The 21,685-nt window shown below is 45.3% G+C and carries 21 protein-coding genes and 3 tRNA genes; 9 read left to right on the top strand and 15 right to left on the bottom strand.

All coding sequences use genetic code 11. The annotated features are described in order from the left end of the window. Nucleotides 1-13 precede the first annotated feature (13 nt). The 6 genes from F905_RS15645 to F905_RS01625 all read right to left on the bottom strand — a co-directional run bounded on the left by F905_RS15645 (nucleotide 14) and on the right by F905_RS01625 (nucleotide 5,288). Complete coding sequence (locus F905_RS15645; RefSeq protein WP_005176353.1) at nucleotides 14-388, bottom strand: helix-turn-helix transcriptional regulator; 375 nt, start codon at nucleotides 386-388, stop codon at nucleotides 14-16. Between the two features lie 29 nt (nucleotides 389-417). After that, on the bottom strand, nucleotides 418-1,167 hold the full coding sequence (locus tag F905_RS15640) for a hypothetical protein (protein ID WP_005176351.1): 750 nt from the start codon (nucleotides 1,165-1,167) through the stop codon (nucleotides 418-420). A 260-nt stretch (nucleotides 1,168-1,427) separates the two neighbouring features. After that, a complete protein-coding gene (gene groL, locus F905_RS01640; RefSeq protein ID WP_005176350.1) occupies nucleotides 1,428-3,062 on the bottom strand; it encodes a chaperonin GroEL in 1,635 nt (544 codons plus the stop codon). A 57-nt stretch (nucleotides 3,063-3,119) separates the two neighbouring features. Continuing rightward, complete coding sequence (locus F905_RS01635; protein ID WP_005176348.1) at nucleotides 3,120-3,410, bottom strand: co-chaperone GroES; 291 nt, start codon at nucleotides 3,408-3,410, stop codon at nucleotides 3,120-3,122. Between the two features lie 200 nt (nucleotides 3,411-3,610). Next, nucleotides 3,611-4,369 carry a metallophosphoesterase family protein gene (locus tag F905_RS01630; protein WP_005176344.1) on the bottom strand — a complete coding sequence of 253 codons (759 nt, stop codon included), beginning with the start codon at nucleotides 4,367-4,369 and terminating at the stop codon, nucleotides 3,611-3,613. Then, the gene (locus F905_RS01625; RefSeq protein ID WP_005176341.1) at nucleotides 4,350-5,288 is read right to left on the bottom strand and encodes a diacylglycerol/lipid kinase family protein; all 939 of its coding nucleotides are present in this window, start codon (nucleotides 5,286-5,288) and stop codon (nucleotides 4,350-4,352) included. Before F905_RS01625 ends, F905_RS01630 begins: the two co-directional genes overlap by 20 nt. A 417-nt stretch (nucleotides 5,289-5,705) precedes the next feature. Between F905_RS01625 and F905_RS01620 the strand changes: the two genes are divergently transcribed. Then, on the top strand, nucleotides 5,706-7,535 hold the full coding sequence (locus F905_RS01620) for a phosphoenolpyruvate carboxykinase (GTP) (RefSeq protein ID WP_005176337.1): 1,830 nt from the start codon (nucleotides 5,706-5,708) through the stop codon (nucleotides 7,533-7,535). Nucleotides 7,536-7,710: 175 nt separating this feature from the next. Beyond that, the gene (locus tag F905_RS01615; protein WP_005176335.1) at nucleotides 7,711-8,145 is read left to right on the top strand and encodes a hypothetical protein; all 435 of its coding nucleotides are present in this window, start codon (nucleotides 7,711-7,713) and stop codon (nucleotides 8,143-8,145) included. Between the two features lie 30 nt (nucleotides 8,146-8,175). On the opposite strand, the gene F905_RS01610 is transcribed toward F905_RS01615, so the two are convergent. Both F905_RS01610 and folD read right to left on the bottom strand, forming a co-directional pair. After that, nucleotides 8,176-8,844: a class I SAM-dependent methyltransferase gene (locus tag F905_RS01610; RefSeq protein ID WP_034597408.1), complete on the bottom strand. Its 669-nt coding sequence runs from the start codon at nucleotides 8,842-8,844 to the stop codon at nucleotides 8,176-8,178. Between the two features lie 201 nt (nucleotides 8,845-9,045). After that, entirely contained in the window at nucleotides 9,046-9,894 is an 849-nt protein-coding gene (folD, locus tag F905_RS01605) for a bifunctional methylenetetrahydrofolate dehydrogenase/methenyltetrahydrofolate cyclohydrolase FolD (RefSeq protein ID WP_005176331.1), read from the bottom strand. A 153-nt stretch (nucleotides 9,895-10,047) separates the two neighbouring features. Between folD and F905_RS01600 the strand changes: the two genes are divergently transcribed. The 3 genes from F905_RS01600 to F905_RS01590 all read left to right on the top strand — a co-directional run bounded on the left by F905_RS01600 (nucleotide 10,048) and on the right by F905_RS01590 (nucleotide 11,044). Continuing rightward, a tRNA-Cys gene (locus F905_RS01600) sits at nucleotides 10,048-10,121 on the top strand. 14 nt (nucleotides 10,122-10,135) lie between these two features. Then, nucleotides 10,136-10,221 (top strand) — tRNA-Leu (locus tag F905_RS01595). Nucleotides 10,222-10,312: 91 nt separating this feature from the next. Then, nucleotides 10,313-11,044, top strand: a complete 732-nt coding sequence (locus F905_RS01590) for a hypothetical protein (protein ID WP_005176329.1) — start codon at nucleotides 10,313-10,315, stop codon at nucleotides 11,042-11,044. A gap of 39 nt (nucleotides 11,045-11,083) precedes the next feature. On the opposite strand, the gene F905_RS01585 is transcribed toward F905_RS01590, so the two are convergent. After that, entirely contained in the window at nucleotides 11,084-12,853 is a 1,770-nt protein-coding gene (locus F905_RS01585) for an alkaline phosphatase D family protein (protein ID WP_005176327.1), read from the bottom strand. Between the two features lie 199 nt (nucleotides 12,854-13,052). On the opposite strand from F905_RS01585, the gene F905_RS01580 reads away from it, so the two are divergent. Continuing rightward, nucleotides 13,053-13,138, top strand: a tRNA-Leu gene (locus F905_RS01580). Nucleotides 13,139-13,502: 364 nt separating this feature from the next. Here F905_RS01580 and F905_RS01575 read toward each other — a convergent pair. From F905_RS01575 to rlmE, 5 genes are all read right to left on the bottom strand, one after another. Continuing rightward, nucleotides 13,503-13,817: a DUF5713 family protein gene (locus tag F905_RS01575; protein WP_005176325.1), complete on the bottom strand. Its 315-nt coding sequence runs from the start codon at nucleotides 13,815-13,817 to the stop codon at nucleotides 13,503-13,505. 126 nt (nucleotides 13,818-13,943) lie between these two features. Then, nucleotides 13,944-14,795 (bottom strand): dihydropteroate synthase, encoded by an 852-nt coding sequence (gene folP, locus F905_RS01570; RefSeq protein ID WP_005176322.1) that lies wholly within the window; start codon nucleotides 14,793-14,795, stop codon nucleotides 13,944-13,946. A gap of 188 nt (nucleotides 14,796-14,983) precedes the next feature. After that, on the bottom strand, nucleotides 14,984-15,637 hold the full coding sequence (locus F905_RS01565) for a YitT family protein (RefSeq protein ID WP_005176321.1): 654 nt from the start codon (nucleotides 15,635-15,637) through the stop codon (nucleotides 14,984-14,986). A gap of 259 nt (nucleotides 15,638-15,896) precedes the next feature. Beyond that, a complete protein-coding gene (gene ftsH, locus F905_RS01560; RefSeq protein ID WP_005176319.1) occupies nucleotides 15,897-17,786 on the bottom strand; it encodes an ATP-dependent zinc metalloprotease FtsH in 1,890 nt (629 codons plus the stop codon). A gap of 134 nt (nucleotides 17,787-17,920) precedes the next feature. Then, a complete protein-coding gene (gene rlmE / locus F905_RS01555) occupies nucleotides 17,921-18,571 on the bottom strand; it encodes a 23S rRNA (uridine(2552)-2'-O)-methyltransferase RlmE (RefSeq protein WP_005176316.1) in 651 nt (216 codons plus the stop codon). Nucleotides 18,572-18,767: 196 nt separating this feature from the next. Between rlmE and yhbY the strand changes: the two genes are divergently transcribed. Then, the gene (yhbY, locus tag F905_RS01550; protein WP_005176314.1) at nucleotides 18,768-19,091 is read left to right on the top strand and encodes a ribosome assembly RNA-binding protein YhbY; all 324 of its coding nucleotides are present in this window, start codon (nucleotides 18,768-18,770) and stop codon (nucleotides 19,089-19,091) included. 9 nt (nucleotides 19,092-19,100) lie between these two features. Next, on the top strand, nucleotides 19,101-19,640 hold the full coding sequence (locus F905_RS01545; protein ID WP_005176313.1) for a DOMON-like domain-containing protein: 540 nt from the start codon (nucleotides 19,101-19,103) through the stop codon (nucleotides 19,638-19,640). A gap of 95 nt (nucleotides 19,641-19,735) precedes the next feature. On the opposite strand, the gene F905_RS01540 is transcribed toward F905_RS01545, so the two are convergent. Further along, nucleotides 19,736-20,227 carry a hypothetical protein gene (locus F905_RS01540; RefSeq protein ID WP_005176311.1) on the bottom strand — a complete coding sequence of 164 codons (492 nt, stop codon included), beginning with the start codon at nucleotides 20,225-20,227 and terminating at the stop codon, nucleotides 19,736-19,738. 310 nt (nucleotides 20,228-20,537) lie between these two features. On the opposite strand from F905_RS01540, the gene carA reads away from it, so the two are divergent. After that, complete coding sequence (gene carA, locus F905_RS01535; RefSeq protein ID WP_005176309.1) at nucleotides 20,538-21,677, top strand: glutamine-hydrolyzing carbamoyl-phosphate synthase small subunit; 1,140 nt, start codon at nucleotides 20,538-20,540, stop codon at nucleotides 21,675-21,677. Nucleotides 21,678-21,685 lie beyond the last annotated feature (8 nt).

The following is a 21,685-nucleotide window of genomic DNA, read 5'->3' as shown; positions in this document are numbered from 1 at the left end:
CAAACAAAACAGCCTATACGATATGCTCAAAATTTACGGTAATGCCCATCAGTAAATGAATTAACTCGGCCTGTGAATTACACTGGGTTTTTGCATAAATATTTTTAAAATAGGTTCGAACGGTACTTAAACTGAGCTGACAATATTCAGCGATCTTTTCTAAATCATGCTCATTAATAAATAACTCGCATAACTCAATTTCCCGGTTTGACAAGTGATATTGCTGTTTTAAAAAATCTGCAGCTAAATAATATTTTTGCTCGGTTTCAGTTACAAAAACAGCGACATAGACCTGTTCTGGTAGTCCTTCAGTATTCTTTAGCTGGCTTAAATTAAAAGGAATAATGGTGAGCATTAATGTCATCTGATCTGGAGCAGACAAGGCCATAACCCCACCCGGCTCTTTGTTCCATTGACTTAAATTCGACCCTGCCCCCCAATGAGCTGATCGAGTTTGGCCTGAAAGCCGCGACCCACTTTTAAATGATTATAACGGTCTAGCTCAATCAGGCTGGAGCGATTGAGTGTTTCCTGAGCTTTACTGTTGGCATAAATTAAACAGGACTGCTGATCGAGTAGCAGCACACCTGTTTTTAAGTGATCTAAAATATGCCCTAAAGCCAGTTTCTGCTGCTTGGCCTGACAAAGCTGCCGATGAATTTGTAGCGCCCGGCGTAAGTGCTTACCGATTCGCTTGAGAAATTCATGTTCTTCCGGACTACAAGGCTGAGCATTTGGCGCCCGGTGAATACCCAAAACCGCCCAACGATGTTGCCCCTGATCGAGTAAAACGGCTGCGATATGACAAATCCCGGTCGGTTCCAGACAGCGTTCATAAAAGATATATTCATCTGTGCCCGGCATCTGGCCATACGACTGCAAGTTTTGCTCAATGGTATCCCCCACCCCGGTTTGCTGCCATAACGGCGCATGCAGTTTCATATCAATGACTTTAATCCGCTCGTCCTGATAGGCATCAATACAGGCTTGCGGAATGTTATAGGTATGCACAAAGTCATAACTTGGACTTAACTGGTCCAAAGCAGTAAAAATCGCGGTTTTACTGTTGGTGTATTGCACAATGGCTTCAATCACTTGCGGCCATAAACTGACATCTACAGCTGCATCATAAATACTACCTATAAGTTCGTGTTCTCGGTCATCCATACTTATCCCCTTTATGCCTGCTCTAGCCTGCATTACATTTATTTAATCATTTGTTTTTCTTATTATTCTGAGTAGCATAGTGGGTTTTATTCACAAAAAAAAGCAGTTTAAATACATATCATGCATTTAATAACTAAATGAAAAATGGCTAGGCAATTTTGGCTTTTCATGTGCGTAATCTCCAACTTACAAAAATCTGTACCATAAAAAAACCTCGTATCTGACGATACGAGGTTTTTGAAGTTTGGGTACGCTGATAATTACATCATACCGCCCATACCACCCATGCCACCCATATCAGGCATAGCTGGTTTTTCTTCTGGGATTTCAGTGATCATACATTCAGTTGTCAACATCAAGCCAGCAACAGAAGCTGCATGCTCAAGTGCAGAACGAGTTACTTTCGCAGGATCCAAGATACCCATTTCCAGCATGTCACCATATTCGCCTGTCGCAGCGTTATAACCGAAGTTACCTTCACCATTTTTCACAGCGTTGATCACAACAGATGGTTCATCACCTGCGTTTGCCACGATTTGACGAAGCGGCGCTTCAATTGCACGGCGCAGGATGTTGATCCCTACGTTTTGGTCATCGTTGGCACCTGTTACACCGTCAAGTGCTTTGGCAGCACGTACCAGTGCAACACCACCACCAGCAACCACACCTTCTTCAACTGCAGCGCGAGTTGCATGAAGCGCGTCGTCTACGCGGTCTTTTTTCTCTTTCATTTCAACTTCAGTTGCAGCACCGATCTTGATCACTGCTACACCGCCTGCCAATTTAGCAACGCGTTCTTGAAGTTTTTCTTTATCGTATTCAGAAGTCGATTCTTCGATTTGCGCACGGATTTGTTGAACACGCTCAGCGATTTGGCCTGCGTTACCCGCACCATCCACAATCACGGTGTTTTCTTTAGATACAGTTACTTTGTGTGCAGTACCTAAGTGTTCAAGCGTTGTTTGGTCTAACTGCATACCGATTTCTTCAGAAATTACAGTACCGCCAGTCAAGATCGCGATGTCTTGCAGCATTGCTTTACGACGGTCACCGAAACCAGGTGCTTTCACCGCACATACTTTGATGATGCCGCGCATGTTGTTTACTACAAGTGTAGCCAACGCTTCGCCTTCAACATCTTCAGCAATGATAAGAAGAGGCTTACCAGTTTTCGCAACAGCTTCTAGAACAGTGATCAATTCACGGATGTTGCTAATTTTCTTGTCAACCAACAAGATGTATGGGTTTTCAAGTTCAGCAGTCAACGTATCTTGTTTGTTTGCGAAGTACGGAGAGATATAACCACGGTCAAACTGCATACCTTCTACAACATCAAGCGAATCTTCGAAGCCTGAACCTTCTTCAACAGTGATTACGCCTTCTTTGCCCACTTTTTCCATTGCTTGTGCAATCAGAGAACCAACAGTGGTGTCAGAGTTTGCAGAGATCGAACCGACTTGCTCAATCGCTTTAGAATCAGAAGCTGGTTTTGCAGTTTGTTTAATATTTTCAACAACAGTTTTAACTGCAAGGTCGATACCACGTTTCAGATCCATTGGGTTCATACCCGCAGTCACTGACTTGATGCCCTCGTTTAAGATTGCTTGCGCCAATACAGTTGCAGTTGTTGTACCGTCACCTGCGATATCATTGGTTTTTGAAGAAACTTCACGAACCAGTTGCGCACCCATGTTTTCGAATTTGTCTTTCAGGGTGATTTCTTTCGCAACAGATACACCATCTTTAGTGATGTGCGGTGCACCGAAAGAACGGTCGATTACAACGTTACGGCCTTTAGGACCTAACGTTACTTTCACTGCATCTGCAAGAATGTTGACACCCGCAATCATTTTGCTACGAGCTGAATCACCAAATTTTACGTCTTTAGCTGACATGATTTACTCCAATTTTAAATCTTAACTAAATCTGATAACCATTGAGTTAGTGAGAAATTAGCCTTCTAAAACAGCTAAAATGTCAGACTCTTTCATAATAAGCAGTTCTTCACCGTTTACTTTTACAGTGGTGCCGGCATAGGTACCAAACAATACTTTATCGCCAACTTTCACATCTAATGCGCGTACGCCATTGTCTGTGATTTGACCATTACCAACTGCAATGATTTCACCCTGAGCAGGTTTTTCAGCAGCAGAACCTGGCAATAAAATGCCGCCAGCAGTTTTTGTTTCTTCTTCGACACGACGAATTACTACACGGTCATGTAATGGACGAATGTTGCTCATAAATAACTCCATCAGACTAAGTCTTCGTTAGATAACTGATGACGACTTATTTATTCCTTTGGTCATCATCAAAATGAATTTTAGATGTCACTTTTGTGGGGATGGAAAAAAACGCTTCAAGGGGAAAAATGAAAAAAAATCTGTTTTTTGTCTTTTTTTTCGCCAGCCATCAGACCACTGTCGCTTTATTCCCCATATTTCTAATACGGTTCAAATTTTTGCGTGCGTTCATTAAAAAAATAGGCCTGAATTTCACCGCTGTCATGAATCACATTAAAGCTGTTATTAAAACGATGATGCAGACGATAAGACAGCGCCGTACCGGCATGAATATCCAGCACCGGATGACTGGCTTGTAAATGATAAATCTGGTTTAAATCATAGACTGCGGACTGATGCAGATGACCATGCAACAGCCCGAACAGGCCATGCTGACTCCAGCTTTCCAGCGCCATTTTGCCAAGCATTGGACAGTCTTTTACCCCATGCGGATCATCCGGCGGGGTATAAAACGGTTGATGCGCAGCAATCAGCTTGATTTTATGCGCCGGCGCCGCGGCCAGAATCTGATCGACCAGCTGGATTTGCGCCAGCGAAATATGCCCGCGGGTATGGTAACGCCGCCGGATACTGTTTAAACCAATCAGAAAAAAATGCTCGGTTTCCAGCACAGTTTCCATCTTGCCAAAAAACAGCTGATAACGCGTAAATGGATTGACAAAACGGGTCCATAAATCGAATAGCGGAATATCATGATTGCCCGGCACCACCAGATACGGCCGCTCCAGGCTGTCGAGAAACTGCTTACAGTCATAAAACTGTTTAAAACGCGCACGCTGGGTTAAATCACCACTGACCACTATCGCTTCAGCCTGATGCTCCAGGCAAAATTGCCGAATGGCTGCCATGCAGACCGGCTTTTCGGTGCCAAAATGCAAGTCAGACAGATGCAGAATCATAAGGCACCATCATATTTAAGGCATTTTTTTCCACTGTGACTATTAGCGGTGGTCGCATCCGGACAATTTCACCATCAATGGCCACCTGCATGGTTTTTAGTTGTGCATGAATCACCACCTGATCTGCAGCAAAAGTATATACATCGGGCGCTTGTTCAATTTCCCCTTTCACCAGCTGCCATAAAATTTTAAACAAGGTCAACTTATCGCTTTTCGCCACCACAATGCCGGCCACCTTGCCCTGTGCCACCGCTGCAGCAATACGCAAATTCATCTCCGACAATTGCAGCTGGTTATTGCCAAAAAATACCAACGGAGTTTTCACCGGAAACAGCTTGCCATCGACTTCAACTTTTAATTTTAGCTCCTTGCGATGGCGAATCATTACATCCAGACCGGAGGTATAGGCATGTAAAGGAAAGCGACCCAGATAGCGGTTATACAGCTCCCGTTTCTGGATAAATAAAGGATATAGCCCCAGGCTGGCATTGTTTAAATAGATGTGTTCATTGATCCGCGCGATATGCGCCTTGCGTGGCCGGCCGGTTGCAATCACATGCGCTGCCTGAATAATATCCACCGGAATATCAAATACGCGGGCCACATAGTTAAAGGTACCTAAAGGTAAAATGCCCATGGGAATATCGGTATGAATTAGTTTGGCCGCCACAGCATTCAAGGTGCCATCGCCCCCTGCGGCCACCACCACGCCATAATTGTCCGGGTCCTGATGACGTAAAAATACCTGCGCCATTAATTCATCAAAACTGGCATACTGTTCAATATCAAAGGACTGGATTTCAAAACCGTATTGGGAAAAAATCTGGATCAGCTCTTCATACACCTCGGTTTTATGGGTCGCATGAAAGCCTGATTTTTTGTTATACACAATAGACAATGGCTTGAATTGTTCAGACATTTTGTCCACATCTTTAAAGCATTTGTTCTAATTTCAGCCAATTAAGTGAAAATTTAAAGCACCTTTATGTAAAAATCGAATTACCACCATTTATTTAATCAATAATGATTCTCAGAAAAAATTTAGATATAAATTATTGTTTTGAAAAGAAATAAATAAATTAAATAATATACATAAATATAAAAAATAAATAAGACATCCCCTTATTTAAACATTATCTTTTTGTTTTTTATAAACTTATCCTTTAGATTGCATTAACTACCAAAATAATTCCTTTAGTCCTTTAGTCTTATTTTTTTCGTCATTTTGTGCTTTAATACAGCCACTTTTTTTTTCATATTTCATCTGAGCGGTTCATTTCATCTCTCAGATTGTACTTTGTACAACAGTTTGTACACATTTTAGATAGGCCTCACCATGACCCAAGTGAACGCACCAGAATTCGTTCGTCACCCTAAGCTTATTGCTTGGGTGGAAGAGATTGCTAAATTAACAAAACCAGCAAAAATTGAATGGTGTGACGGTAGCGCAGAAGAATATCAACGTTATATCGACTTGATGATCGCTAACGGCACAATGCAAGCGCTTAACCAAGAAACTCACCCTGGTTCTTATCTTGCAAACTCTGATCCTTCTGACGTAGCTCGTGTTGAAGACCGTACTTACATCTGCTCTGAAAACCAGGAAGATGCCGGTGCGACCAACAACTGGGAAGCGCCTGCAGTAATGCGCGAAAAATTGAACGGTTTATTTGACGGTTCAATGGCAGGTCGTACGCTGTATGTGGTTCCATTCTCAATGGGTCCACTCGGTTCACACATTGCACACATCGGGATCGAGTTAACTGACTCTCCTTATGTTGCAGTCAGCATGTCTAAAATGGCTCGTATGGGTAAAGCTGTTTATGACGTATTAGGTACAGATGGCGAATTCGTTCCATGTGTACACACTGTAGGCGCTCCACTTGCCGAAGGTGAAAAAGATGTTGCATGGCCTTGCAACAAAGAAAAATACATCGTGCACTATCCAGAAACACGTGAAATCTGGTCTTACGGTTCAGGTTACGGCGGTAACGCATTGTTAGGTAAAAAATGCCTGGCATTACGTATTGCATCGTTCATGGGTCGTCAACAAGGCTGGTTAGCTGAACACATGCTGATTCTTGGCGTGACCAATCCTCAAGGCGAAAAACACTACATCGCAGCGGCATTCCCATCTGCATGTGGTAAAACCAACTTCGCGATGCTGATTCCACCAGCTGGTTATGAAGGCTGGAAGATTGAAACTGTAGGTGACGATATTGCCTGGATCAAACCAGGTGAAGATGGTCGTCTATACGCAATCAACCCTGAAGCTGGTTTCTTCGGTGTAGCACCTGGTACAAACACCAAAACTAACCCGAACTGTATGGCGACGCTGCACAAAGACGTGATCTATACCAACGTTGCTGTGACTGACAATGGCGAAGTATGGTGGGAAGGTCTTTCTAAAGAAGCACCTGCAAACCTGACCAACTGGAAAGGTCAACCACATACTGGCGAAGAAAAAGCAGCGCATCCAAACGCGCGTTTCACCGTATCTGCAGGTCAATGTCCTTCAATTGATGCTGACTGGGAAAATCCAGCAGGTGTTCCAATCTCTGCATTCATCTTCGGTGGTCGCCGTGCAGACACAGTGCCTCTAATTTCAGAAGCATTTGACTGGGTTGATGGCGTGTATAAAGCGGCAACCATGGGTTCTGAAACCACTGCTGCTGCGGTTGGTCAACAAGGTATCGTTCGTCGTGACCCATTCGCAATGCTGCCATTCGCGGGTTACAACATGGCGGACTACTTCTCTCACTGGTTAGAAATGGGTGAGAAAGTGGGTGCGAAAGCTGAAGCTGCAGGTAACAAACTGCCTGGTATCTACAACGTGAACTGGTTCCGTCGTGATGCTGAAGGCAACTTCGTATGGCCTGGTTTCGGTCAAAACATGCGTGTACTTGAGTGGATCATTGACCGTTGTGAAGGTCGTGCAGATGCTGTAGACACTCCAATTGGCCGCGTTCCAACTTACGAACAGCTGAACTGGACTGGTTTAGATTTCTCTAAAGAGCAATTTGAAACTGTGACAGCACAAGACAAAGATCAATGGATCAAAGAACTGGAAAGCCACACTGAGTTATTCAATAAACTGGGTGAGCGTTTACCAGAAGCATTGAAAAAACGTCAAGCTGAGCTTTTAGAAGCGGTTAAATCTGCTTAATTGCTGATTAACATGAAAGAGGTCGCGAAAGCGGCCTTTTTTATTGCCTGCCTATACACGCTACATTTTACCGGCAATAAATTTCAACACATCATTAAGGAAAGCAGTCGTCCCCAGGTCAGGCTTTTATGGCATACTTGAAAGTATAAATTAGAGATCATGAGCCATAATAGCGATGAACAATACTTATAAACTTTTAGGACTTGCCTGTACGGTTACCCTGCTCACTGCCTGCCAGAGTGGGCCACGCGAATTTAATGGCAATGTCGGTTATCAGATCGAAAGCCGCACTGACAGCACAGCCACCTTGGCTTACACCCTTGCAACACGCAACAATCAGCAATTAGATGAACAGCGCCTACAACGTGCCTGCCAGAAAGTGCTGGCCAGCAATAAAGTCTTTAAATTAAATATTCTCAGCGTCAATGAAATTGCCAACCCGGCGGCCGGTAATAATCTTACTGCTCCAGGGCGTCAAATTGGCGATACCCGTGCCACCTTCAGCCTGTCGAATACCCCTGGCCTGCACAGCAGTGAAAATCCGGCCACACGTGATGCCCTCACTGCCCGCCCAAGCACTTTAACTGTGGTGCGCTATACCTGCTCTTAAGCTTCTGCAAGCCAATAAAAAAGACGCTGTTTACAGCGTCTTATAAAAACTGACATTACGAAATTCGGGCGACTCATCTAAATCGGGCCAAGTGGTGGCACTACGCTCATCCAGCTTTTCATATTTGGGATGGCTAAAGTTTTTCACCCGGCTGTCCGCCACCCACACTTCTGGGGCAAATTTTAAAAACTCATCCAGGAAAAAACGGTTGCATTGATCGTATAGCACATCCGCTGCGAGTAGTACATCAACCTGCTCGGCTTTGTAGAGATCATCCAGATATTCCAGCTCGACGCCATTAAGTTCGGCATTGGCCCGACAGGCATCCAGACTGACCTGATCAATATCACAGCAGATCACCCGCTTGGCACCTGCCATTTTGGCAGCAATCGCCACCACACCTGAACCTGCGCCAAAATCCAGCACCACTTTATTTTTCACATGATGTGGTTCAGCCAGCAACCACTGCGCCATGGCCAATCCTGAGGCCCAGCAGAAAATCCAGTACGGCGTATCATTCCAGATCCGGCGGATGACTTCATCATCGAGTTTATCGGTGGGAAAAACCGGCGGAATCAACCAAAGTGAAATCGGTGTTTCAGGCAATTGCTGTGCCTGCAGTTCACAATGTGGAATCACATCATGCAAAGCACTTAATAGATGTTCAGGGGCTTTAGGAAATTGAAAGGTGCAGCTCATTGGTTTTTTATTCTTTATGTATTTCAGCAAAAATCTGATGTTAGAGGTTTTACCCTCATCCCAACCTTCTCCCTGAGCCGTATACGGCGCAAGAGAAGGAGTATCCATTATTTTTACAATGAATTTTCCCTCTCCTGAGCAAGATTTAAAGCACTGCTTTTAAATCGAAGCGCAAGAGAGGGTCAGGGAGAGGTCAATTTATTAACCCAAAGCCTTCTCAGCCGCTTCTACGGTTTGACGAATCAAGGTTGTAATCGTCATCGGACCAACACCACCTGGCACTGGTGTGTAAGCAGAAGCGATGTCTTCGATACCAACGAGTTGGATATCACCAACACCACCGCCTTCACGTGGGTGGAAGCCCGCATCAACGACCACTGCACCTGGCTTAATCCAGTCTTTCTGAATCAGTTCAGCTTTACCAACTGCGCCCACAATAATGTCTGCCTGCTTCACGAATTCAGCCAGGTTTTGTGTGCGTGAGTGACAGGTGGTTACAGTTGCATTGGCTTCTAGCAGCATCGCCGACATTGGTTTACCCAGAATAGCCGAACGACCAACCACCACTGCATGTTTACCCGCGATTTCGATGTTGTTTTCTTTCAGAATAGTCATGATGCCCGCTGGTGTTGCCGAACCATAGGCCGCTTCACCCATCGCCATACGACCATAACCCAAACAAGTCACACCATCGACATCTTTTTCAAGTGAAATGGCATCGAAGCAGGCACGCTCATCAATTTGTGCCGGTACCGGATGCTGTAACAGGATACCGTGTACATCAGGATTGGCATTGAGTTTTTCAATTTCAGCCAGTAACTGCTCAGTGGTGGTTTCCTGTGGAAGCTCGATTTTTAAAGAGTCCATACCGACACGGCGGCAGGCATTCCCTTTCATACGTACATAAGTTGCAGATGCACCGTCGTCACCTACCAAAATAGTCGCCAGAATTGGGGTACGACCTGTTTTCGCCTTTAATGCTTCTACGCGTGTTAACAAGTCAGCTTCAATTTGCTTTGCTAATGCACGACCATCCAAAACTAATGCCACGGCACATCTCCAAATGTTGATAGGAATCAATTTTGCAAATAATACATGATAATTTAGGCAATTTTCTTTCATATGCCGAATTTATGTGCATATGCGCGATTTATAGTATTGTTTTTTTTCCAGAGCTTGCTAATATGTGCATCACCAAGACGTGGCGGGGTGGCAGAGTGGTCATGCAGCGGACTGCAACTCCGTGGACGCCGGTTCGATTCCGACCTCCGCCTCCAATCTTGGTAAAAATGCCCGAGTGGTGAAATCGGTAGACACAGGGGATTTAAAATCCCCCGCCCTCAAAGCGTGCCAGTTCGAGTCTGGCCTCGGGCACCATTTTAACAGATCTTAAAATGGTGCAGTAAAGAATCCAGCGTCAAGCTGGTTTTTTTATGCCTGCAATTTAGCTTCTGCGTTGACCCTGTCCATGACCCCACAACAGCCCCTGCTTTTTCTACAACAGCTACAACAACACCATCCAGCTGCATTTAAACGCAATTTTCTGCTGTATGGCGCAATAAAAATCAAAGGCATGCTGGATGAGTGGAAAGAAATCCTCCCCTGGGTGCTGGCCCTGCTGATTTTTATTCCGCTGTCGATGGTCCTTGCAGATGTGATTCAGCAGCACTTGCCACAGTTTGATGCCGCACAAAGCAAAAGTATGGCAATTTTAGCGCTCATGTTGCTGTTGATGCTCACGACACCCTATGTGATTTATCAACTCAAACACAGTGCAGCGGCCTTATATCGCATGCTCCGCCATACCCCAATCAAACTGGCGATCGTGATTTTAGTGCAGGCGCTAAATGTCTATTACTGGCAAAGCGTGCTATTGCAAGGGATACTGTTCTTTTTTGCCCTGAGTTTTGGCTTTGTACGTTTTTATAAAGAAAACCTGTTTCGTCATGAGGCTACACCAGAACAGCAATACTGTTTGCAGCAGATTCGCCGTGCAGCGTACTGGTCATATCGTCAGCTTCGTAATACCCACCTAAAAATGTACTTTTATCCCAAAAGTTCGGCACGCTATGCAGACCTGGCGGTACAGCGGATGAAATATGCCAATCTGCATCAGCAAATCATGCAGGTTGAACACAAGTTTGCGCAGCAGATTAAATTTATTGATCTGGACAGTTATCTCAACGAAATCAGCCAATAAAAAAACCGGGACAATCCCGGTTTTTTATAGAAACAGGGTTTAAGCACTGGCCGGCAGGTCTTTAATTTCCACCAGAGCCGGCGTGTATTGCAGACGGTGATAACGCGCATCATCCAGTTGATAATCTGCTGCTTTGACCGTGTTCACGAATTTCCACTCGGCCAGCATCTCATCTGCCGTAAAGCTGACGGTCAGATAACCTCGCTGATTCAGGTTGCAATAACTCAGCTCATCAATCAGGGTATTAAAGGCAAATTCAAATTCGTATAGCTTGGCCGCCGGAATCTGCAGATATTTTTCCATCCCCGGAGAGGACACCGAACTGGTGGCCAGCTCCACCCCGACAAAGTTCTGCTGGGCATCATACAGCTGTGCAGACCAGGCATTATGAGTATCGCCCGCCAGCACCACCACTTTTTTACCCAGTTGACCCAATACGCTATACAGTGCTTCACGCTCGTAAGCATAGCCATCCCAAGCATCCAGATTATACGGCACCACGGTCAAAATACGGGCCTTTTCCTGTGCGGTTAAAGTGGGATCGCCCTGTAAATAACGGCTTTTTAGCGTCACCAGTTCTACCAGCATCCGCTCGACATTGGCCAAGGTCTCTACGGTTGCCTGACCACTGGTGATTTGCCCGAGCACCTGCAAGATTTCCGCCGGAATCAGCATTTTCGCCATCAGCACCTGTTGCCCCAGCACATTCCAGATGGCCTGAGATTGGGTCAGCTGCTGCGCCAACCAGGTAAACTGAGTACGGCCAAGCAAGGTACGGTTACTGTCGGTTAAATCTGCGCTAAATCGGGCGGCATCCAGACCGGTCGCGGTTAAATAATTGGCATAATCCAGCGGCTTGTGACGCGCCAATACCCGCGTATCCAGCATATTTAACTGCACCAGCTGACCGAAATTAAACTGGCGATAAATATTCAGATGGTCATTTTCAGAGACCGGACGAATTGGCATCCACTCAAAATAGGCCTGCAATGCAGCCAACTTGCGTGCAAAGAAATCACCTTCGTTGTCCTGATGATTCTCTGCCCCTTCCATCCAGGTATCATTGGTCAGCTCGTGGTCATCCCAGATTACAATAAACGGATGGCGCTGATGCACCGCCTGTAAGTCGGTATCCCCACGATATAAGGCATAACGCTTGCGATAATCATCTAAACGGATAATTTCCTGATTGTTATCTGCGGCCAAGGTACGTCCCAGTTTTTCCGCATCTTCAGTGGCATAACCATCGGCACCATATTCATAAATATAATCACCCAGATGGATGACCACATCCAGATTTTCCTTGGCCATTTCCTTATAGACATGGAAATAACCGGCCGGATAGTTGGAGCAGGAACAGACCGCAAACTTTACAGCAGCAGTATCAAGCGGCAAGGTTTTGGTTTGGCCTACCGGTGAGCTTTGCGCGCCATAGCGGAAACGGTAGAAATAGGTCTGATTGGCTTGCAAACCGTCTGCATCAACTTTGACGGTAAAGTCCTGCGCCTGTGTGGTTAGCACTTTGCCCGTATTTACAATGTGCTGAAACGCCTGATCGGTCGCGATTTCCCATTGTACTTCCAGACGCATGGCCGTATCTTCGGGGCTAAGACGGGTCCATAGAATCACCCGGTCTGCCAATGGGTCACCACTGGCCACACCATGTAAAAATTGTATTTGTGGCGCATCAGGAGATGAATGCTCTGGATCATCATCGCCACAGGCAGTTAAGCTGAGTGGCAAAGACAGTGCCCCAAAACCTGCAATGGTTTTTTGAATCAGTTCGCGACGGTTCATGTGCGTTGTCATACGGTTTTCCTGTTGTTTTTATTTGCACTACCTTAGAAAACCGAGGTTTAGCTTTGATCTCATTTTGATGAAAAAATGATGACAGTCGACATCCAGCCTGCTTCGAGTTTAGGCTAATACAATGATTTGCTTGAAAAGAAAGCAATTGTAAGCAAATTTACTTGCCAAGTTTTCCATCCTCCTCTATTATTGCGCACATGCCCGAGTGGTGAAATCGGTAGACACAGGGGATTTAAAATCCCCCGCCCTCAAAGCGTGCCAGTTCGAGTCTGGCCTCGGGCACCATTTTAATAGATCTTAAAATGGTGCAATAAATTACCCAGCGTCAAGCTGGTTTTTTTATGCCCGAAATTTAATAAAAACAGATTGAATAGAAAGAGAAGAAATATAAAAAGAAGAATGAAATATCAGGTCACCCTACTCACCTTGCCAAGCTGTTTTTCAAGCATTTATGCCGCCGATGAATCAAGCATTTAATATGATCAAGAAACGCCCGCACAGCAGAGCAACACACTGAGTAGGTCGTGCAGGTAGATGAGAGGACTAAAGCATATCCGAAACAGAGCTGCTATTTACTGGACACCCTGTAAGATTGAGCGATGGAATCATCTCAAACCCAGATCATTCCATCATAAAAAAAGAGAGCGGCTTACCACTCTCGATTGGATACCAGCTCTTCCATTTCCAGCTCAAAATAGCCGGCGTCTTGCAGCACTATCATCATCGCTTCAGCAATATAGTCCGCTGCAGTATCATCCAGTGATGAATCCAGATCTTCAAATTGTGGTTTCATCTTGTTGATGACGTTTACCGTTTCATGCGCGAAGTGATAAATGTCAGCCTCGGACAAATTCGGCTTGGCGACTTTTTTCGCAAACTGTTCAATGGACTGTTTGATTTCAGCGACCAGAATATCGGGATAATAGTCATCGTCAAACATGGGGAGAAGTAAATCTGTAAACATACAGGCACTCAAAACTACAAAAGGTCAAATTCAAGACAGGCTATATAGCACAAAGCCCCTGAAAAGCCAAACTGAGCGAGATTTGAATACCTATATGATATAAAGCAGGCTGGTATAGAGCAGCCCTTAAGCCAATTGCATCGCCTGCCAGATTTTAATGGCATCGGCGGTAGCTTTCACATCATGCGCGCGCACCATACAGGCACCCTGCTGAATACTCAGCAAATGCGCAGTGGCTGAACCAACTGCACGTTGCTGTGGCTCTGCGGCATCCAGCACACTGCCAATAAAACGTTTACGCGACAAGGCAGATAAAATTGGATAACCCATGTCAGTCAGTTTATGGAACTCATTTAGCAATTGCAGATTTTGCTGGGCATTTTTGGCAAAACCAAAGCCCGGATCAATCATAATGTTTTCAGCTTTGACTCCAACATCCAGTGCATCCTGCACCCGTTGCGAGAGTTCACGAATAACATCTGTAGTGACATCCTCATATTGATCCAGATTATTCATGGTGGTTGGCTCACCGCGCATATGCATGATGATCACCGGAATATTTAATTCAGCTGCGGTTTCCAGCGCCTGAGGACGGGTTAAAGCCCGCACATCATTCCAGATATGTGCACCGGCCGCTACTGCCGCACGAATCACTTCCGGCTGTGAAGTATCAATTGAAATCACCACATCCAGTTTGGCCAGCTCCTCGACCACAGGCACCACCCGGCGGATTTCTTCCTCAATTTCCACCACCGCTGCGCCGGGACGGGTCGATTCACCCCCCACATCAATGACGGTGGCACCTTCAGCAATCATCTGTTTGGCACGGGCAATCGCCTGCTCTTTTTCATTGTGCTGCCCCCCGTCACTAAACGAGTCCGGGGTTACATTCAAGATTCCCATCACATGCGGCTGAGACAGATCCAAAGTTAAAGCTCCAAAGCTCCATTGACGCTGCGGTAATGGCATCAGCTGCATGTTTTTATCCTCATTCACAATAAGGCAAATATTGTCTTATGGATAATTCAGTAAAGTAAAGCCTTAGATGTCAAACTGCGGCTTATTTGCATATTGCAGCAGCTTGCACGGTCGCCTTAATTTCACAAAAGGGATCATTTTTTTCGCCCGACAAAACAGCTGATAGATCCCCTATTGAAGACAGGAGATTATGACTGGCCTTGATAACGCCCCGGCCGATGATTGAGGGCCAAAAAGATACCCATAATCACCGCTGCCAAGATAGACCACAACACCTGCTGATACGGCATTACCCCAAAGGCCAATGCAACGACCACACAATCAATGGCCATTTGTACTTTACCGGCACTGATGCCAACTTTGTCTTGCAAATACAGCGACAAGATGGTGGCGCCGCCCAAACTCGATTGATGCCGGGCCAAAAACAGAATACCAGTTCCCAGCATTAAGCCACCGGCAATGGCGGCAAAAAGTGGATGCAAATAATGAATGTCCAGATATTGCGGCACAATATAGGTCAATAAAGAAAGTAAGGCCACACAAATAAAGGTTTTCAGCGTGAAGCTTTTGCCCAGTCTGCGCCACGCAAACCAGTAAAACGGCAGATTAATCAGAAAATACAGCAAACTAAACGACCAGCCAGTTGCATAGTGCAGCACAAAAGCAATCCCTGCGGTACTGCCGGTCAGCAGACCTGCCTGTTCATACAGAATCAGGGTAATTCCGACAAACAGCGTTCCCGAAAACAGGGCCAGACTGTCATCCATATAACTATGTTTAAGCGGATGCATCGATGGTAGAGGTGCAGCTTTTAGCGCGCTTGGATTAGATTGGTTATTCATGTTGAGAATCCCCTGTTCACCCTGTACTTATGGTCTGTGGTGAATGGCATGTGTGTGCTTGTGGCACGTGGTATTTTTATTGCGTTTTTAATATGACAAAGGATAAAAATTTCTACAATCTTTAATTGTTGTCTTTTCTCCTGTCCGGGTTTATGGCTTGCATAGACCTTTCATCTAACCAATTGGGTCAGGTACCGATAAATACATGCAAATTTCATGCATAAAAAAACCACCCGAAGGTGGTTTTCTTAAAATATTCTTAGTTGGCTGGCAATGGTGGTGGTGTGCTTGGACCATTGCTTGGAGTTACATCAATCACCGGATTTTCTGCAACATATACTTTTGGTGGCTGTGGTTCACGACCTTCCATAATGTCACGAATCTGCTCACGATCAATGGTTTCCCAATCCATCAGCGCTTTTACCATAGCATGGGCAATATCTTTGTTGTTTTCCAGGATATCCCAGGCCACTTTATATTGCTCATCCAGAATGCGGCGCACTTCACGGTCCACTTCCAGCTGTGTCGCTTCAGAAATGGTCCGGCTACCCAGGCTGCCCATGAAGGATTGCTGTGAATCATCTTCATAAACCATCACGCCTAGTTTGTCCGACATACCGTATTTGGTCACCATGGCACGTGCCATTTTGGTTGCACGCTCAAAGTCGTTCGATGCACCGGTAGATTGCTGATTAATGAAAATTTCTTCAGCAATACGACCACCAAACAGGATTGAAATTTCTTTCAGCATCTTGTCTTTGTAATGGCTGGTCTGATCAAACTCAGGCAACTGCCAGGTTACACCCAGCGCCCAACCACGCGGCATAATCGTAACTTTATGCACAGGATCCGTACCCGGCAGCATTTCCGCCACAATGGCATGGCCTGCTTCATGATAAGCCGTCGCACGACGTTCTTCTTCACGAATCACCATTGATTTACGTTCAGGACCCATGTACAGCTTGTCTTTGGCATCTTCAAAGTCATGCATGTCGACCGTGTTCTTGTTACGACGTGCAGCAAATAGCGCTGCTTCGTTCACCAAGTTGGCCAACTGTGCACCCGAGAAGCCCGGTGTACCACGTGCAAGGACTTTTACATCCACACCTGTGGTTGAAGGCAATTTTTTCAGGTGAACATTCAAGATTTGCTCACGACCTTTAATATCGGGTAAGCCCACCATCACCTGACGGTCAAAACGACCTGGACGTAATAAAGCTTTATCCAGTACATCGGCACGGTTGGTTGCGGCAATGACGATAATACCTTCGTTGCCTTCAAAACCGTCCATTTCGACCAGCATCTGGTTTAAGGTCTGCTCACGCTCATCGTGACCACCACCGGTACCTGAACCACGGTGACGACCGACCGCATCAATCTCATCAATAAAGATAATACATGGCGCGTGGCGTTTCGCCTGCTCGAACATGTCACGGACACGAGAGGCGCCCACACCCACGAACATTTCTACGAAGTCAGAACCTGAAATACTGAAGAATGGCACTTTAGCTTCGCCAGCAATGGCTTTTGCCAGCAAAGTTTTACCGGTACCCGGAGGACCAACCATTAACACGCCTTTCGGAATGGTTGCACCCAAACGTTTAAATTTGGCCGGATCTTTCAGGAAGTCGACAATTTCTACTACTTCCTGTTTGGCTTCATCACAACCTGCAACATCGGCAAAGGTTACTTTAATCTGGTCTTCAGACAGCATTTTCGCTTTGGACTTACCAAAGCTCATTGGGCCGTTTTTACCACCTGCACCGCCACCCATGTTGCGCATAAAGAACATGAATAACAAAATGATTAAAAGTACAGGGAAACTAGCAATGAGTAGTTGCATCAACAAACCTTGACGTTGAGGTGCAGTACCTTCAACAACAACGTTGTTTTCAATGAGGCTCGGCATGAGTTCAGGATCTTGAACCGCCGGACGAATACTTTCAAATGGTGAGCCATTGGCTTTTTCACCACTAATTCTTTCGCCATCAATTGTAACTTTTTTAATTTGACCAGCATCCACCGCCGCAACGAACTCGGAATAGTTCATTGACGTTGGCTTATCACTGCCATTGATGTTACTGAAAATCAGAATCAGTACACCAAGTATAATTAGCCACAATACGGCATTCTTGAAGAGATCGCTCAAAGCTTTATTCCCATATCAATCTAATTTGATCATGCCCTTTACAGGGTGACCTTAATGTTAAAGCTGAAGATCAGCCTACAAAACTCTTAAAAACGTACAAAATGCACAATTTTTAACGGCTTGGCAAGTAAACTTTATTTGAATGCCTTCTTCCGGCCCTGTCCGATCAAAAACACTTCTTTCGAACGTGCACGAGAAGCTGCCGGTTTTGCAGTCTTTAATACATCGAAGCTGTCGACGACCTGTTTGCGAAATTCATCGAAGCCAGAACCCTGGAACACCTTCACAACAAACTGTCCGTTTGGCCCCAGCACTTTTTGCGCAAAGTCCAAAGCCAGTTCACATAAATAGATTTGTCGTGGCTGATCTACTGCTCTATTACCTGATGTATTGGGGGCCATATCGGAAATTACAACGTCTACAGTCCGGCCATTTAAAATATTTAACAATTTTTCAAAAACTTCTTCCTCACGGAAGTCACCTTGCAGGAAGGTCACATCTGGTAAGGCATCCATAGGCAAAATATCCGATGCAATCACCAGCCCTTTGTCACCGACCAGTTTGCCGGCAATTTGCGACCAGCTGCCGGGCGCAGCACCCAGATCGACCACCGTCATGCCGGGTTTGATAATTTTATATTTTTCCTGAATCTCTAGCAGTTTATACGCAGCACGCGCACGATAACCTTCCTTCTGGGCTTTTTTCACGAAAGGGTCATCCAGGTGCTCTCTCATCCACGCACGACTACTTTTGGATAATTTCTGGTTGGTAATGCGTGTTGCCATAACTCTCTAAATATTAAAAACCTTCTAATTTATAATTGTACGTGAAAATTGCCGCGCTTGCAGTACAGATGTGTAGTTAAATGGACGTAGAGGGTGTGATTTTTTCTATTATTTGCATCGATTATTTGCGCAGATTTTACAGCGTTTCAAATTGGGATTTGCTATACTAAGCCGTTTTTAAAATCAGGTTATTTTTATGGCGGCTTTATCTATTCAGGAACGCAAGCGTTTACGTCAAATCGGTCATGCACTCAATCCGGTTGTGATGATTGGCGGACAAGGGCTTACTGAAAATGTCATTGAAGAAACCACGCGTGCGTTAAACGACCACGAACTGATTAAAGTGAAAATTGGCGGTGAAGACCGTGAAGCACGTGCAGCTGTAATTGAGGCAATTGCAGAAGCGACTGGTGCAGAAGTGGTACAGACCATTGGTAAAATTGCCTTGCTGTATAAAAAAGCCAAACCGCAAAATCCAAAATTATCGAACCTGGTTCGTCACGCGCATCTGGCAAAATAATTTTTCCTTATGGCAAGTTATGAACTGAGTGCTTTTGATCGCCGTTTTCAGGCCATCTCCCTGGTCGGGGCGATTGAGCAGCAAAGCCCGTTTAACCTGAATATTGGTTACTGGCTGCGTGATCCGAACCAGTATGTGCAGTGGCCCGATCTGGTGTCTGCGCATCCGCGTCAGGATTTTCTCTGGCAGAACACCTGTTTTGAAGTGTTTATTGGGGTTCATGGGGAAGATTTTTATCGTGAAATTAATCTTTCTCCATCTCAAGCCTGGCAGGCCTATCAGTTTGAGGAATATCGCTATCCGGAAGATATGCCGCCGCAAGCCGCCTATGATATTGAGCTCAACCAGCTGAAACGCACCCATTATGGACTGAATGTCAGTCTGGACTTGGGCGAATTCATAGCCAAGCATAAATTAAAGTGGTCGGATCTGTTCATTGGTTTAACTGCCGTGTTAAACACTTCTGAAGGTGAACACTATTACGCCATGCAGCACAGCAGCCCACAGGCCGATTTTCATAACAAGCGCGATTGGCTGCATCAGTTCTAGGCATTATGTCTGAACTAAAACGCAGTATAAAAAAAGTGAGGCACATGACCTCACTTTTTTATTGCCTGCATCGCACGCACCCGCTACAACACGCCTTAGCTTTTAAGGGTGGTGTCGGTTTCAGAAGCAGGTGCCGCCTCTTTTGCTGGTACAACTTTTTTCCAGGTTTCCAAGGTATGTTCTTTGGAGCGCTTGAAGGTTTCGGTTAACTGGTCTTTATGCTTGACTGAAATCTGGCTGACATCAGCTTTAAGCTCTTTGCCAATTTTATTCAAATCTTCAATCACCGCATTAAACTCGGTTTTCACAAACTCTTTCAGTTCACCAAGATCTTTTTGTGAGCTGCCAAAATGTTCCTTGAGCGATTCAATTTTCTGAAGCAGCTCTTTCTTGAGCTGACTGAGCTGCTCCTGCACGCTGCCATTAAATTTTTTCGCTTCGGTCTGCAGTTTTTCCTGGGTCTCCCCGACTGCTTCAGTAACCTGCTGCTTGGCCTCTTGCGCTGCCTGTTCAAGCTTTTCAGTGCCTTCTGCCACCACGTCTTTTAAGGAGTTTTTAGCCGCTGGCTGTTTTTGTTCTGCTGTCATTGCCGTTCACCCGCCTGTTATTATGAAAGACCACAGCATAGTAGAAACAGATAAAATTTAAGTTTTGATTTGTTAGACAATTATTAAATGCTTACATTTCTGTGACATTGCGTGACAAACATGCTTTTGCACCAAAAGAATACTTTTTTATTGGATATTCCGCTTCAAGAACGTGGACTTTTTCAGAGTTGGTGCGTATAATGCGCTGTTAAGTTCAAGCGAGCAGATGTGAGGAGGGTAGGTTGTATAGTAGCCTTCCTTTTTTTTCGTCTACTCGCTTTTTTACAGCCTAAATTTCAGGAGCTTTGGTTTGAGCACCCCCGCCATTTTAGCCCTTGCCGACGGTACGATCTTCAAAGGAACGTCAATCGGTGCATCGGGTAGTACGACTGGTGAAGTCGTTTTTAACACTGCCATGACTGGCTATCAAGAAATTTTGACTGACCCGAGTTATGCACAGCAACTTGTGACTTTAACTTACCCGCATATTGGTAACACAGGTTGTAATGAAGAAGACGCAGAATCTGGTCGTATTCATAAAGTATGGGCCAACGGATTAATCATTCGTGATTTGCCTTTATTGCATAGCAACTTCCGTTCTACACAGTCTTTAGCGGATTACCTGAAGCAACACAATGTGGTTGCCATTGCCGATATCGACACGCGTAAACTGACTCGTATTTTACGTGCAAAAGGTGCGCAAAACGGTTGTATTCTGGCTGGTGAAAATATCACTGAAGAAGAAGCAATTGCAAAAGCACGTGCATTTGGCGGCTTAAACGGTTTAGACCTTGCAAAAGAATGCTGTGACCCGAACGGTTTTGAATGGACCGAAGGCTCATGGGAACTTGGCAAAGGCTTTACTCAACCTGAACTTAAATTCCATGTGGTTGCATACGACTACGGTGTCAAAACCAACATCCTGCGTATGCTGGCAGACCGCGGCTGTAAACTGACCGTTGTGCCTGCACAAACCCCTGCTGCTGACGTACTTGCGTTAAATCCAGATGGCGTGTTCCTGTCGAACGGCCCTGGCGACCCAGCTGCTTGTGATTATGCAATTGAAGCTGTAAAAACTATTGTTGAAACCACCAATCTCCCTGTGTTTGGTATCTGTTTAGGTCACCAGATTCTTGCTCTGGCTTCTGGCGCAAAAACCATGAAAATGGCGCACGGTCACCACGGTGCCAACCATCCTGTACAAAACATCGAAGATGGTACAGTGATGATTACCTCGCAAAACCACGGCTTCGCAGTGGATGAAAGCAACCTGCCAGCAGTCTTGCGTGTTACCCACCGTTCACTGTTCGATGGTACCAACCAGGGTATCCACCGTACAGATAAGCCGGCATTTAGCTTCCAAGGTCACCCTGAAGCCAGCCCAGGTCCACACGACTGTGCCCCACTGTTCGATCATTTCATCGAACTTCTTGAAGCAGCTAAGAAGTAATTAAGGAG

Source organism: Acinetobacter sp. CIP 53.82 (genome assembly GCF_000369465.1).
Taxonomy (GTDB): Bacteria; Pseudomonadota; Gammaproteobacteria; order Pseudomonadales; family Moraxellaceae; genus Acinetobacter; species Acinetobacter indicus.
The sequence above is the reverse complement of the archived record's forward strand: the minus strand, read 5'-3'. Positions and strand labels throughout refer to the sequence as shown.